The sequence below is a fragment of the Bacteroides sp. B1-V-101 genome (assembly GCF_023656585.1).
GTDB classification, from domain to species: domain Bacteria; phylum Bacteroidota; class Bacteroidia; order Bacteroidales; family Bacteroidaceae; genus Bacteroides; species Bacteroides thetaiotaomicron.
This window is the reverse complement of the sequence record NZ_JAMOKH010000004.1, coordinates 57,902-73,593: the sequence shown is the minus strand read 5'-3', so window position 1 is coordinate 73,593 and position 15,692 is coordinate 57,902. Positions and strand designations below refer to the sequence as shown.

The 15,692-nt window shown below is 45.0% G+C and carries 9 protein-coding genes; 3 read left to right on the top strand and 6 right to left on the bottom strand.

Annotated features, from left to right (window positions below; genetic code table 11):
• The first annotated feature begins 97 nt into the window (after positions 1–97).
• Positions 98–1,462, top strand: coding sequence for a dipeptidase (locus tag NBH01_RS04870; RefSeq protein WP_008766482.1), 1,365 nt, complete (start codon positions 98–100; stop codon positions 1,460–1,462).
• 125 nt (positions 1,463–1,587) lie between these two features.
• On the opposite strand, the gene NBH01_RS04865 is transcribed toward NBH01_RS04870, so the two are convergent.
• A complete protein-coding gene (locus NBH01_RS04865) occupies positions 1,588–2,646 on the bottom strand; it encodes a linear amide C-N hydrolase (RefSeq protein ID WP_008761025.1) in 1,059 nt (352 codons plus the stop codon).
• Between the two features lie 240 nt (positions 2,647–2,886).
• Here NBH01_RS04865 and NBH01_RS04860 point away from each other — a divergent pair, with 240 nt between their 5' ends.
• Positions 2,887–3,762, top strand: coding sequence for a hypothetical protein (locus tag NBH01_RS04860; RefSeq protein WP_250700023.1), 876 nt, complete (start codon positions 2,887–2,889; stop codon positions 3,760–3,762).
• Positions 3,763–4,353: 591 nt separating this feature from the next.
• Here NBH01_RS04860 and NBH01_RS04855 read toward each other — a convergent pair.
• From NBH01_RS04855 to mutA, 3 genes are all read right to left on the bottom strand, one after another.
• Entirely contained in the window at positions 4,354–6,516 is a 2,163-nt protein-coding gene (locus tag NBH01_RS04855) for a DNA topoisomerase 3 (protein ID WP_250700022.1), read from the bottom strand.
• A 152-nt stretch (positions 6,517–6,668) separates the two neighbouring features.
• On the bottom strand, positions 6,669–8,816 hold the full coding sequence (gene scpA / locus NBH01_RS04850; RefSeq protein WP_008759796.1) for a methylmalonyl-CoA mutase: 2,148 nt from the start codon (positions 8,814–8,816) through the stop codon (positions 6,669–6,671).
• 1 nt (position 8,817) lies between these two features.
• The gene (gene mutA / locus NBH01_RS04845; RefSeq protein WP_072066951.1) at positions 8,818–10,719 is read right to left on the bottom strand and encodes a methylmalonyl-CoA mutase small subunit; all 1,902 of its coding nucleotides are present in this window, start codon (positions 10,717–10,719) and stop codon (positions 8,818–8,820) included.
• 317 nt (positions 10,720–11,036) lie between these two features.
• Between mutA and NBH01_RS04840 the strand changes: the two genes are divergently transcribed.
• The gene (locus tag NBH01_RS04840; RefSeq protein WP_250700021.1) at positions 11,037–12,701 is read left to right on the top strand and encodes a putative transporter; all 1,665 of its coding nucleotides are present in this window, start codon (positions 11,037–11,039) and stop codon (positions 12,699–12,701) included.
• Positions 12,702–12,790: 89 nt separating this feature from the next.
• On the opposite strand, the gene NBH01_RS04835 is transcribed toward NBH01_RS04840, so the two are convergent.
• Together NBH01_RS04835 and NBH01_RS04830 are read right to left on the bottom strand one after the other, a co-directional pair.
• A complete protein-coding gene (locus tag NBH01_RS04835) occupies positions 12,791–13,426 on the bottom strand; it encodes a cytidylate kinase-like family protein (RefSeq protein WP_008766580.1) in 636 nt (211 codons plus the stop codon).
• A gap of 165 nt (positions 13,427–13,591) precedes the next feature.
• On the bottom strand, positions 13,592–15,643 hold the full coding sequence (locus NBH01_RS04830) for a TonB-dependent receptor (RefSeq protein ID WP_502801501.1): 2,052 nt from the start codon (positions 15,641–15,643) through the stop codon (positions 13,592–13,594).
• Positions 15,644–15,692 lie beyond the last annotated feature (49 nt).

Here is a 15,692-nt window from a genome sequence, read left to right as displayed (position 1 = left end):
TATCAATATGTCAATCTACCCATGTGCCAATACCTGCACTAAAAATCTGTCAGGCTATTGGCACATAGGCTAAATAACCGCCAGTAAACTATTCATTATGAACGAAATTCAAAAATATATCGCAGCGAACGAACCGAAGATTATGGAGGACCTGTTCAGCCTCATCCGTATTCCCAGTATCAGCGCCCTGCCGGAACATCACGACGATATGCTGGCTTGCGCCCAACGCTGGGCACAACTACTGCTCGAAGCCGGAGTGGATGAAGCATTGGTGATGCCTTCCAAGGGTAACCCGATTGTTTTCGCACAAAAGATCGTTGACCCGAATGCCAAAACAGTATTGGTCTACGCCCACTACGACGTAATGCCTGCCGAACCGCTGGAACTGTGGAAAAGCCAGCCCTTCGAACCCGAAGTACGGGACGGATACATCTGGGCACGCGGAGCGGATGATGACAAAGGACAATCCTTTATCCAGGTCAAAGCCTTCGAATATCTCGTCAAGAACGAACTGCTGAAAAATAACGTCAAGTTTATCTTCGAAGGAGAAGAGGAAATCGGCTCTCCCAGCCTGGAAGCCTTCTGCGAAGAGCATAAAGAGCTGTTGAAAGCAGACGTTATCCTGGTTTCGGATACCAGCATGCTGGGTGCCGAACTTCCATCCCTCACCACCGGTCTGCGCGGACTGGCTTACTGGGAAATAGAAGTGACCGGACCGAACCGTGACCTGCATTCGGGACACTTCGGAGGTGCGGTAGCTAATCCGATCAATGTGCTTTGCGAAATAATCAGCAAAGTAACAGATAAAGACGGAAGAATCACCGCCCCCGGATTCTACGATGACGTAGAAGAAGTACCGCAAGCAGAACGGGAAATGATCGCCCATATTCCGTTCGATGAGAAGAAATACAAAGAAGCCATCGGAGTGAAAGAACTCTTCGGAGAAAAGGGATACAGCACACTGGAACGCAACAGTTGCCGCCCGTCTTTCGATGTATGCGGCATTTGGGGAGGATATACAGGTGAAGGCTCCAAGACAGTCCTTCCCTCGAAAGCGTATGCGAAAGTTTCCTGCCGACTGGTTGCGCATCAGGATCATCACAAGATTTCGCAGATGTTTGCAGATTATATCTTACAAATGGCTCCCGACACCGTACAGGTAAAAGTAACCCCAATGCACGGAGGACAGGGATATGTCTGCCCGATTTCCCTTCCTGCCTATCAGGCTGCGGAAAAAGGTTTTGAGATAGCTTTCGGCAAAAAACCGCTGGCAGTACGTCGTGGCGGAAGTATTCCTATCATTTCGACATTCGAACAGGTATTAGGAACCAAAACCGTATTGATGGGCTTCGGACTTGAATCGGATGCGATCCATTCACCCAACGAAAACTTCTCGCTGGACATATTCCGGAAAGGAATAGAGGCAGTGATTGAGTTCCATCAGGAATATGCGAAAAGATAAAGGCTGCCTATAGCCGCACGCAGGACACGAAGATAAAAGAAGAACGGTAGACAAGCGGATAAATCCTTTGCCTACCGTTCCTTTTTATTCAAAAAAAGACCTCTTACCACATAACTAACTATCGACTACATCACCGGAGTTTCGAAAAGGAAAGTAAATGATTGACTATCCTTCAAATCCTTCACGGCATCTCCTGCGTAAATTTCTCCTTTGGTCAAGGACAGTTTCTTCACCCCAGCCTTCGGACTAAAATCAATCTTCTTCAAATCCAGCCAAAACAGGTTCGGAGTTAAAGTAGACTCAAAGTAATACACTTTATTCTTCTGATCGGAAACGGAACGCCAGCGAGTAGAAGAAATGTGAGGCTTCTCCGGTGTATTGATACCAAACGGAACGGAGACATTGCGCATCACACTCAGCACACTGGGGACAGCTATCTTTGCATCGGCAGTCTGCGGAATGGCGTGAATGTAGAAAGAGGCACGCACAAAACGGTCGCTCGAACGGTTCGTTCCCGGCAACATCTGCAATCCACCCACTTCTTTCCAGTAATCATTGACAGCCAACTGCAATTCATAACGCGGAGAATTGGTCATCACCTGATATTCTTTCCCCTCATGGATACTCAGTTTGCCATCCAGATATTCAATCACTGCCGTGTTGCCTGTTTCATCGGTAATAGCCATGTGCAAAGTAGATTCCGGTCCCCCGTTCGGCATACGGGGAGCGTCAATACGGAAAGTCTCTTTTTTCATTTCATCTACCGCCTCACGCACCGTTGCAAAATTGTCAAGCACATATTGAGTCCAGATACTGATTCCCATTGCCGGACGGGTATCTCCGGGAAGTGAATAAACAGATTCCGGCAAGAAGAGCAAGCTTGCCACCAGTCCTTTTTCATTCATTCCGTCACAAGTACCTATATCATAGCCTGTTGCAATTACGCTTCCATATTTGGAAGTCCAGTTTACTGTTTTTTCTTTATTGTGTCCCGCACGCTGCATTCCACGTGGAAACACATAGATATTTGACATAATGTCTTCTTTCCAGTCCATCGTGCGACCAGTGACCACCATTCGGTCCGGCCCCAGATATACGGCACGCGTACATGCTCCCGCCGGCTGTATGCCCATCAAAGAGACGGCAGCTAACACCAATGCAACACCCGTAAGTTTTTTCTTCATATTACTTCCAAATTAAATAGTTGATACTCTTATATCTATAATAACAAATATACAACGTATATTGCTTGAGAGAGAGAAAAATTTAAGGGAAAAAAGGGAATTTATTCAGAAAAAATCTTATCCGCTCTTATTTGAGTTAAAAAAGCCTGCGGATGGAAGGAAACATTACACATTATTTGCTTTTCAAATGGGATTTCATTATTTTTGTACATAACCTATCATAAAAACTAAGGAGGGCAAATGCGTATGAGACAAAAAGTTAGCATATCACAGCTTCCAATTCGTTTGGGAATCTTTCTTTTGCTGTATTTGGTTCCGCAATCACTCTCTGCGCAAGAAAACAACGACAGTACGCACATACTTCGTAACGGTGCATCCATAACGCCGGACGACGTACTAAAACAGGCCAACATTAACTTGTTTCCAGAAAAGAGCACTACATATTCTTTATATTCACCCGGACAGTTGGAGCATATACCCCGCTTTTCACTCAAAAGGGATATTTCCCTACCTTATCAGACCAATCCTTCCCTACTCTTCCGAGGTGATTACAGTACAGGCGGGGTATTGCATCAATTCGATCATGGAGCACTGTTCGGTTCCGGAAGTCAGACAAGTATGGCAGGCATCGGTCGTTTCAACAGTGCTTCACTAGGTTATCAGCACATTTTCAATGAGCAATTCGAGTTACAAGTCCGTGCCAATGCGCTGAAGGTCAACATGTCCCATATCACCGGACAGGCTTTCAGCACTTCGGGCGCCTTCCTTTATCATCCTTCCGACCGTGTCACCTTCAAGGTCTTCGGGTCATACGACATCGGAAATTCTTACGGGATGAGTACCCATAGCTACGGAGCTACGATGTCCGTCGATATGTCCGACCGCTTTGGGATGGAAATGGGAGTACAGCGATACTATGACGCGATGAGCGGACGTTGGGAAACGGTTCCCGTTATGATTCCTTACTACCATTTCGATAAGTTCACACTGGGTTTGGATGTGGGTGGTATTATATATGAGATTCTCCGCAATGCCTTTTTTGATAAAAACAGAGGTATAGGTGGTCCATCCGGCCCGACAATCGGACCACCCCGGATGCATATACCTATACGGTAAAATCCCGTTATCATAATACTGGTTTACATAGATCAATCACCAGTTTCGACCTTTGAAACTTTTAGTTTCAAGCGTTGGAACTAATAGTTTCATGCCTTGAAACCATTGGTTTCAAAGGTTGAAACCAAAAGTTTCAAGCGTCTGAAACTATCTGAATGTACTGTTGATTTGATTGACTTGACTGCACGTTTCAATCACATTAACCATATCAGTTATTCCGATTGAGCTGTTCTCTTAGGAAGCATAAAATCAATTATTGGTCAATAATACATGATTTCTCAGTTATTAATGGTTGAGAAATCAAACGTTAATAACTGAGAAATCAGACATTAACATCCTGTAAATCAAAAGATAACATTACAAAAACGATACTAATCAGGACGAGACAGAGTGAGAGCAACCGTTTGCTCTCATACTTGCCACCACGCTTGCTACCATCCCTGAAACATCGATGAATAAAGGGATACAAGTGGATAGTGAGAGCGTGATAGCAAAACGGCTATCTAATTCCTTATGGTGCGAACAGAAAAGAAGGGACTCTTTTTCTTTGAAAAAAGAGAAATCACTGTTATGTGAGACACTGTCCACAAACTATTCGAAATTCTTTCGGTAAGTACATCCATTTCTCCATTCCGAACATCCGTAAGCTGTCTTCCCTTTAATGATGGTTCCCTTGCCACAAACCGGACATGGCTGTCCGACAAAAGTATCTGCATTACCGGTAGCCGGAGCAGAGGCACGAGCAGAAGGAGTCGAAGCAGGAGACGGAGCAGATGCAGGAACTTTCGGTTCTGCTTTCGCCTTCTTTTCTTTGGGAGCACTTGCTTTACGCTCACGCTTCTTAGGTTCTTTCTTTGCCTTTTCTTCCGTTTGGGCAACTGCCTCCTGAATAGTGATACGTCGGTTCGTATTATCTGAAAGTACGCTCATCACGATTTCAGATACCATTTGCTTCAATTCTTCAAGGAATTGACGGGCATCGTATGTCTTCTTTTCAATCTCACGTAGTTTCTTTTCCCATATACCGGTCAGTTCCGCAGATTTCAGCAGTTCTTCGTGAATGATCTGTACCAGTTCCACTCCCGTAGGGGTGGCTATCAGGTTCTTTCTTTCCTTGCGGATATAGTTCCGCTTGAACAACGTCTCGATAATGGCGGCACGGGTAGACGGCCGACCGATACCATTCTCCTTCAGAGCATCACGGAGTTCGTCATTATCCACCAACTTTCCGGCTGTTTCCATCGCACGAAGCAATGTTGCTTCCGTATAAGGTCTGGGCGGTTGCGTCCACTTCTCATTCAAGTCCGGAACATGAGGACCGCTTTCCCCCTTGACAAAGGCAGGAAGTACATTTTCATCCTCTTCCTCTTTTTCTTCGGAAGTATCTTTCACATCTTTGGCAAAAACTACACGCCATCCCGGCTCCAGAATCTGTTTGCCGGTTACTTTAAATTCTATCTTGTCCACTTCGCCCATCACGGTAGTGGTAGAAATCTTACAATCGGGATAGAACACCGCTATAAAACGACGGGCTATCAGGTCATAGACACGACGTTCCATATCCGTCAGATTCTGCGCATAAACGCCTGTAGGGATAATGGCATGGTGATCTGTCACCTTCGAATTATCAAACACCTTTTTCGATTTAGGCAATGAAGCACCCGCCAAAGGAGCAGTCAGCACCTCGTAGTCCCGAAGACCTTTCAATATTCCGGGACACTTCGGATAAATATCGTCACTCAGGAAAGTGGTATCGACGCGCGGATAAGTAGCCACTTTCTTTTCATAAAGCGACTGAATCAGCTTCAGCGTTTCATCGGCAGAATAGGCAAACTTCTTATTACACTCTACCTGAAGGGAAGTCAGGTCGAACAGACGCGGAGCATATTCCTTTCCATCCTTCTTGCCGACATTGGTGACAATGAACGGAAGGTCTTTTATACGTTCTACCAGCGCTTCTCCCTCCTCCCGGTTGGCGATAGGGTCGATGCCGGGATTGTCTATCTTCTTCTTTCCGCCACTCTTTTCTTCTTCCGCAGCTATTTCTTCATCGCTTTTACGGATCAGAGCAGAAAAGGTGGTATCACGATAATTCGTTTTCAGTTCCCAGTATTGTTTCGGCTGGAAGTTGGCGATCTCCAATTGGCGGTTGACAATCAATGCCAGCGTGGGAGTCTGCACACGACCGATGGAAAGCACTTGTTTGTTCTGACCGTATTTGATGGTGTAAAGACGGGTGGCATTCATCCCCAGCAACCAGTCCCCCATTGCACGGGAAAGTCCCGCTTCATACAAAGATTGAAAATCCGACTGGTCTTTCAACTTCGCAAATCCTTCGCGGATCGCCTCTTCTGTCAGCGAAGAAATCCAAAGACGTTTCACCGGACAGCGGGCACCTGCCTTCTGCATCACCCAACGCTGGATCAATTCTCCTTCTTGGCCGGCATCACCGCAGTTGATGATTTCGTCCGCGTTCTGCATCAATCCCTCGATAATGTGAAACTGTTTTTCGTAAGTAGGGTTCTCTATCAGCTTGATGCCGAAACGTGGCGGAATCATCGGTAAGCTACCCAAGTTCCATGATTTCCAGTTAGGGGTGTATTCATGCGGCTCTTTCAAGGTACAAAGATGACCGAATGTCCAGGTTACCTGGTATCCGTTTCCTTCTATATACCCTTCTTTTCTTGTATGAGCACCGAGTACTTCGGCTATATCACGTGCTACAGACGGCTTTTCGGCTATGCAAACTATCATTTTTTCTCTTCTTGTTTTTATACTAACAGTCTACAAAGTTACATGATTATTTCTCACTGACCGCATAAAGATGAAAAAAACATCCCGCCTTCAGCCCGAATGGAGCTATAAGGCGGGATAAAAAAAATAGAAAAAATGATTAAATTCCGTGTTTATTCTTCATCCATCAGGATTTCCAGAATCTGGCAAGCAGCCTTCGCTACCGGAGTACCGGGACCGAAAATAGCAGCTACACCTGCCTTATACAGGAAGTCATAATCCTGTGCAGGGATAACACCGCCGGCAATTACCACGATATCTTCACGACCCAGCTTTTTCAGTTCTTCCATAATCTGCGGAATCAATGTCTTGTGTCCGGCAGCCAATGAAGAAACACCTACTACGTGAACGTCATTTTCTACAGCTTCACGGGCAGCTTCCGCCGGAGTCTGGAACAATGGTCCCATGTCTACGTCGAAGCCACAGTCTGCATAACCGGTTGCTACCACTTTGGCACCACGGTCGTGACCGTCCTGTCCCATCTTCGCAACCATAATACGAGGTTGACGTCCCTCTTTCTTAGCAAACTTCTCAGCCAGTTCACATGCACGCTTGAAGTCGCCATCGTTTTTACTTTCTGATGAATACACGCCTGATATTGTTCTAATTATTGCTTTATAACGTCCTACAACCTTTTCGCAAGCATAGGAGATTTCACCCAGCGTTGCACGAACACGAGCAGCTTCTACAGCCAGTTCCAGCAAGTTACCCTTACCGGTCTCCACGCATTCGGTGATGGCTGCCAGTGCTTTGTCCACTTCTGCCTGGTTACGTCCTTCTTTCAAACGTTTCAGGTTCTCGATCTGCTCAAGACGAACTGCCGTGTTATCAATCTCAAGGATATCAATCGGAGCTTCTTTTTCCAAACGATATTTGTTCACACCGACAATAGTCTGAGAACCGCTGTCGATACGGGCCTGCGTACGTGCGGCAGCCTCTTCGATACGCATCTTAGGAATACCTGTCTCGATAGCTTTCGCCATACCACCCAGTTTTTCTACTTCCTCAATACGTTCCCAAGCCTTGTGAGCCAGTTCGTTGGTCAGAGCTTCTACGTAGTAAGAACCGCCCCATGGGTCAACGTTCTTACAGATATAGGTTTCTTCCTGAATATAAATCTGAGTATTACGGGCAATACGTGCGGAGAAGTCTGTCGGAAGGGCAATAGCCTCATCCAGCGCATTGGTATGCAAAGACTGTGTATGTCCCAAAGCGGCAGCCATGGCTTCGATACAAGTACGTCCTACGTTATTGAACGGGTCTTGTTCTGTCAGCGACCAGCCGGAAGTCTGAGAGTGTGTACGCAATGCCAGTGACTTCGGATTCTTCGGATTGAATTGTTTTACAATCTTAGCCCACAACATACGGGCAGCACGCATCTTCGCGATTTCCATGAAGTGATTGGTACCAATCGCCCAGAAGAAAGACAGACGGGGAGCGAACGCATCGATATCGATACCTGCCGCTGTTCCGGCACGCAGATATTCCAGACCGTCGGCCAATGTATAAGCCAGCTCGATATCTGCCGTCGCACCTGCTTCCTGCATGTGGTAACCGGAGATAGAGATGGAGTTGAACTTAGGCATCTTCTGCGAAGTATATTCGAAGATATCGGAAATAATCTTCATAGAGAATGCAGGCGGATAGATATAGGTATTACGCACCATGAACTCTTTCAGAATATCATTCTGGATAGTACCGGCCATTTCTTCGAGTTTAGCACCCTGTTCCAGACCTGCATTGATATAGAATGCCATAATCGGAAGTACCGCACCGTTCATCGTCATAGACACGGACATCTTGCTCAAAGGAATACCGTCGAACAAAACTTTCATGTTTTCGAGTGAGCAGATAGATACACCAGCCTTACCTACGTCACCTACCACACGTTCGTGATCGGGGTCATAACCGCGGTGAGTAGCCAAGTCAAATGCTACGGACAAACCTTTCTGACCGGAAGCCAGGTTACGACGATAGAAAGCATTTGATTCTTCGGCAGTAGAGAATCCGGCGTACTGACGGATAGTCCAGGGGCGAAGAGTGTACATCACTGAATACGGACCACGCAGATAAGGAGGAAGTCCGGCAGCATAGCCGAGGTGTTCCATTCCTTCGAGGTCCTCTTTTGTATAAACAGGCTTCACGTCAATGTGTTCCGGTGTATTCCAATCAGCGGAAATACCGTTAGCCTTTTGCCATTCAGCACCGTTAGCGGGCTGAAATGCAGCATATATATCTAAGTTTTTAAAATCTTTTCTCATCTTACTTCAATAGTTTGGCGTTAAACTCTTTCAAGGTATCCAATACGTTGACACGCACGTGGATGAAGTTCTCGATACCTGCTGCCTTCAGTTCATCCATACAAGCGGGAGCACCTGCTACGATAAACATAGCGCGGCCGTTTAATGCTTGGTATGCGGGAACCGCATATTCCGCATATTCGTCATCGCTTGAACAGAGAACTACAATGTCAGCTTTAGCAGCCATAGCAGCTTCTACTCCGGCTTCCACCGTTTCGAATCCGAGGTTGTCAATAACTTCATATCCGGCACAAGCGAGGAAGTTGCAAGAGTATTGCGCACGTGCCTGACGCATAGCCAGATTACCGATAGTCAGCATGAATGCTTTCGGACGTTTGCCGGAAGCTTCCGTTTCAAGACGCAACGCCTCAAATTCGCTGGCAGCACGGTCAAATACCAAAGTATCCACATCTTTCTCGCAAGTATGAGCATCACCTCCGCAGCAGCATTTAGCTTCTATCGGCTGTTTCTCGCCTGCTTTTTCATTGAAGTTCGGGAACTGGTTGGTACCCAGTAGCACTTCGCGACGTTGAGCAACTGCTTTATGACGAGCCTTGTTGCTTTCGTTCACTGCTGCCTGAACTGTACCGGCTTTCAATGCAGCATAGAAACCGCCTGCCTCTTCTACGGCAAGGAAGAGTTCCCACGCTTGTTTAGCGATAGACACTGTCAGGTTCTCGATATAATAAGAACCGGCAGCCGGGTCAATCACTTTATCAAAATGAGATTCTTCTTTCAGTAACAACTGCTGGTTACGTGCAAGGCGTTCAGAGAATTCATCCGGAGTCGAATAGGTCTTATCGAACGGAACGACTGTCATTGAATCCACACCTGCCAATGCAGCACTCATCGCTTCAGTCTGTGTACGAAGCAAGTTCACATGAGCGTCAAACAAAGTAAGATTGAAAGTGGAAGTTTCGGCATGAACCGCCATCTTCGCAGCACAACGACATTCTCCATTAGCCCCCTTATTATCGCAATCACGCAAGCATTCAGGATGGTAAGAAGCTACAATGTTTGCCCACAGCATACGTGCTGCACGGAATTTTGCAATTTCAAGGAAGTAGTTGGAACTGATACCGAAGTTGAACTTAATTTTCTTGGCTACTGTAGCAGCAGGGATACCTGCGTCTGTCAGCTGGTTCATGTATTCATTACCCCATGCCAATGCATAGCCCAGTTCCTGAGAAATGTAAGCTCCGGCATTGTTCAGCGAGATTGCATTTACATTCAGTACACGATAGAAAGGAAGCGGTTGGATAGCTTCGATCAGGGCTTTGGCAGTTTGAACCATATCGCCTTTTTCTTTACCGCGAGTCAGCATCTTGTTAAAGAAGTCATAATTGACAGAACCTCTCAGTTTCTTCACATCATAATCCTTCTTCTGGAAATAAGCTACCAGCAGACCGGCCAATTCAACCACATGTCCCTGACAAGTAGAGAAGTTCAGTTCTACACATTCAGCCTGAATATCATTCAACAGTATTTCAATGTATTCCGCATTGAGTTCCTTTGCTTTTACGTGGAAAGAAAGTGAGTCAACACCTTTGTTCAGAATATCCAGTGCTTTGGCATTGGCTTCCTTCGGGCATTCTACTTTGATTTCCTGACGAACCAACCACTCATTATTGTTCTTCTTGGTTCCTCTCAGATAAGGAAATTCTCCGGGAAGTGCATCTGTTGTTTTCAAACCCTCCAGATCTTCCATCCGGTAGAAAGGTTTCACTTTGAACCCTTCGTTTGTCTTCCAAACGAGCTTCTTCTCAAAATCAGCACCTTTCAAGTCGGCTGTAACCTTCTCCATCCATTGTTCGGTGGAGACAGGAGAAAAGTCTGAGAAGAGTTTTTCTTTTTTGTCTGCCATAGTTTATTTAAAATTAAAACAAGAATTAATATTGTCTTTATTTTTATTTGTCTCTTTCTAAATGTCAGTCGTTCGACTTGCAAATATAATTAATAAGTTCGAACGATTCTTCTTTTTAGAAAAAATTCGCACTACAGGTTACAGAGAGAAAATGAAGAATGATAAACTAAGAATGAAGAATCTCCATGCAACTTAAAGCTAAACGAAGCAAATTCTTCATTCTTCATTTTTAGTTCTCCTTTTATTTGATTAGCTCCGATGTAATGAGTAATTTTGCACCCGTTTTTAGAAGAACATTATAAAAACTACTAATATTTATGGATTGGTTACAAAGTTTATTGTGGGACCCTAGCTCTGTGGCACACATTGTATTCCTCTACGCTTTTGTAGTGGCCGCCGGTGTGTATCTCGGAAAAATAAAGATATTCGGAGTATCTTTGGGAGTCACTTTTGTTTTGTTTGCCGGCATCCTAATGGGACATTTCGGCTTCACAGCCGATACACACATCCTACATTTCATCCGAGAATTCGGATTGATCTTGTTCGTATTCTGTATCGGTCTTCAGGTGGGGCCATCGTTCTTCTCTTCTTTCAAAAAGGGGGGAATGACATTGAACCTGTTGGCTGTAGGCATCGTAGTGTTAAATATTGCTGTTGCATTGGGGCTTTATTACCTATGGAACGGTCGTGTGGAACTGCCGATGATGGTAGGTATCCTCTACGGAGCTGTGACGAACACTCCGGGACTTGGTGCCGCCAATGAGGCCCTGAACCAGCTGAGCTACAACGGACCGCAGATTGCACTGGGTTATGCCTGTGCTTATCCGCTGGGTGTGGTAGGTATCATCGGTTCTATCATTGCAATCCGCTATATCTTCCGCGTCAATATGACCAAAGAGGAAGAGAGCCTGAAAACTCAGAGCGGAGACGCGCACCACAAGCCGCACATGATGAGCCTTGAGGTACGCAATGAGTCTATCAGCGGAAAAACACTGATTGAAATCAAAGAATTTCTGGGACGTAAGTTTGTTTGCTCCCGCATCCGTCACGAAGGACACGTAAGTATTCCGAACCACGAGACGATATTCAATATGGGCGACCAGTTGTTTATTGTTTGTTCGGAAGAAGATGCTCCCGCCATCACCGTATTTATCGGAAAAGAAGTGGAACTGGACTGGGAGAAGCAAGATCTTCCGATGGTTTCCCACCGTATTCTGGTTACTAAACCGGAAATTAACGGAAAAACGCTCGGTTCCATGCACTTCCGTAGTATGTATGGTGTCAACGTGACCCGTGTCAACCGTTCCGGTATGGACCTGTTCGCTGATCCGAACCTGATATTGCAGGTAGGTGACCGCGTAATGGTAGTAGGTCAGCAAGATGCGGTAGAGCGTGTAGCTGGTGTTTTGGGTAACCAACTGAAACGTCTGGACACACCGAATATCGTTACTATCTTCGTAGGTATCTTCTTAGGTATTCTTTTAGGAAGTCTTCCGATTGCATTCCCCGGTATGCCGACTCCTTTGAAATTAGGTTTGGCCGGTGGTCCGTTGGTGGTAGCTATCCTGATCGGACGTTTCGGACACAAACTTCATTTGGTGACTTACACCACAATGAGTGCCAACCTGATGCTGCGCGAAATCGGTATTGTGCTATTCCTTGCCAGTGTAGGTATAGATGCGGGTGCCAACTTCGTACAAACAGTTGTAGAAGGCGACGGCTTACTGTATGTAGGCTGTGGTTTCCTGATCACTGTCATCCCGTTGCTTATCATCGGTGCAATTGCAAGACTATATTATAAGGTAAACTACTTCACTCTGATGGGATTGATAGCCGGTAGTAATACGGACCCTCCCGCACTGGCTTATGCCAATCAGGTGACATCCAGTGATGCTCCGGCAGTAGGATATTCTACAGTTTATCCGTTATCTATGTTCCTTCGTATCCTGACGGGACAGATGATATTACTGGCGATGATGTAAAGCGAACTTAATTAAATAAATAAAGCCGGCTAAATTCTTTCTGAATTAGGCCGGCTTTATTATTATCGGGATTTTGTTTTCTTCTTCAATTACATTCCAATCTGTAGCTTTTTAGCCACAAACTCTTCCACAAATCGCACCGTCTCCTCAATTCCCAAAGAAGAGGAATCAACACACAAATGATAAGTAGCCGCTGCTCCCCATGTTTTATAACTGTAGTAATTATAATACTCCGAACGTCTCTTATCCGCTTTTTCTATCATCTCTTCCGCAGCTTCCTCATCAATACGATGCATCTGACACAACCGTGCGATACGATCTTCTTTAGTAGCCGAGATAAAGACATTTGCACAACGGGGATGTTCCCGTAAAATATAGTCGGCACAACGCCCGACGAACACACAGGATTTTTCTGCCGCCAGACGACGGATGACATCACTCTGCACCTTAAATAAAGCATCATTGCTCAGACAGTTGGTACATGGCATTGCCCCTTCACTGATGAAAGGAAAACGCATACCGAACAGTCCGCCGATAATGCCTTGCGAGGCCTTTTCATCTGCTTTTTCGAAGAACTCCTTACATAAGCCGCTCTCTTCGGAAGCCAGGTTGATCAGTTCCTTATCATAAAAGTCGATTCCCAAACGGGCTGCCAACTTCTCTCCTATTTCTTTTCCGCCGCTACCTAACTGGCGACCGATATTGATAACATAATTACCGCTCATAGTACATTTTGTTTTATGGTTTGATAGCAAACATACGACTTTTTTCCAAAAGATGCACCATTATACAAAAGTTATATTTAAAAGAAACAATCGGAAAGCATCCTTTTTCATATATACTCTGCCAATAATACATCTACATGGCACGGGAGTCCGGCTGTCACCCGCCTATTTTTTCTTCTTGCCCCACTTGGGAGTTATACCGATAAAGAACTCGAAGTTAATTCCCGGCATCGGACGAGATAATACTGAAAGATACTCTTCGTCAAAGAGATTATTGACTGTCCCTTTTAAGGATAAATCCGCCCAACGGAGTGAGAATCCTTTTTCAAGGGTCACGTTGCTCATAAGATAGGGTGGAAGATGTCCCGTATAGGATACAGCATTACTCGTCATTGTATAACGTTCGCTATAGTAACACCATTTATAAAGAAGCCCCCAACTGCGATATGTCAGCCTGCCTGATAACGTAGCTGAATATTCGGGTATGTATGGCAACTGCTTCCCTACTGACTGGTCAGCCTTGCTCGTAGGCTCACCTTCATTAATAGAAGGAGTCCACGCAAATGTTCCATTTAATCCAAGCTTCCATGCTTTATCAATCGCAACTGCATAATCAGCCTGTACTTCCATGCCATAGGCGTGTACTTTTTTAAGATTAACGGGTGAATAAAATCCCTTCGACGTAGGTAGCCAAATAATCCAGTCGTTTATATGTTGATCAAACCAAGAAGCCGAGCCGGATAATGCATAAACATTATCCTTACCCACAGAAAACGACAGCCCCGTTTCATAAGTAAATCCACTTTCATTATTCAATGCCGGATTGCCACCCGGCAAAAAATAAAGGTCATTCAATGTCGGAAAACGATAATTACGGGTAATAGAAGCCTTTGCCATTATATTGCCTCTTTTAGAAAGAACATAATCTACAAAAAAGGCAGGAATAACCGGTGCCCATTTAGTCCCGAACATTTCTCCCCGAAGGACCAATGACATACCCAACCGATAGACCGGCTGCCATTTTAATGAGACATTGCCCGACAACTCAACACGCCCTTTATCAAAATAAACAATAGAATCATTCTTCCTTCCCTGACCATACTTATCGTTCTTATTATCATCTCTATTCAGATCTTTATCCACACTATTCACCAAATGCTGATGAGCCGACACACCCGCCGTCAAAAGGAGTTTATCTGAGAAAAAATACTCTCCATCCAACTGCCCGTAGAAAGTATTGACTTTACTACGTGAACGGGGCATTGTAGCCATTATACCATTTCCCAAATCCCGCTTATAGTCGTACGCCAACCATGTATGCACATAACCTCCCCTTGCCGATACTTTCCAGTTTTCACGCGTATGATCCCATGATAAAACACTTCGCAGTGTATGTTCCCGTTGACGGTTCTCGAAATCCATAAGATCACCCTGATCGGTCGTCAGTAATGCCAGTTCACGGTTAGAATCAGTATACCACGCATTCAGTCCGAAGCGATCACCTTTGCCCGTATTGTAATATACCTCCTGTAAAACGTGCAGATCTTTGTATGCACCACTACGATTACGTTCTATGGGATAATACTGTTCGATTATATTATATTTATCATCATAAATATTCTCTTTCTTATCATGATTACGATATTTATAATCATTGGGCGACGACTGATAGACCGCCCGCATCGAGACCTGCCAATGTTTATCTCCATACTTCAATTGCAGAAACTCATCGAAGGTACTAAATGAACCGATACCTTGAACATATTGCATTCCGAAGCCTTCTTGATGAGCAGGCACTGTAGATAATCTCACCAATCCTCCCAAACCACCACCAGCCATATTCACCGATGAAGTGCCATGCAGCAAAGAAGCGTCATCTATAAAATAAGATGGAATCATCGAAAAGTCAGTCATCCCCAACATCGGATTGTTGATACGCATACCGTTCCATGTTACCTGTGTATGCGAAGCGGACGTTCCCCGAAATGAAACAGTAGAAAGCGTGGCACGTCCGTAGCTTTTTACAAAAATAGAAGAATTGAAAGTGAGTATATCCGCCATTGACAAGGCTATATTTTCCTTAAGCACAAGTGAATCAAATTTGGTCTGTTGCACGCCTATATCTTTCATCGGGCGCTTTCCTAAAATTTCCACTTCACGAATGACAACTCCCTTTTCCGCCCAATTCTTATTGTCGTTGTGTTGTTGTCCACTCATTATGGATGGAAGTAATAAAAGAACTCCTACAAACTGCACTAATAATATA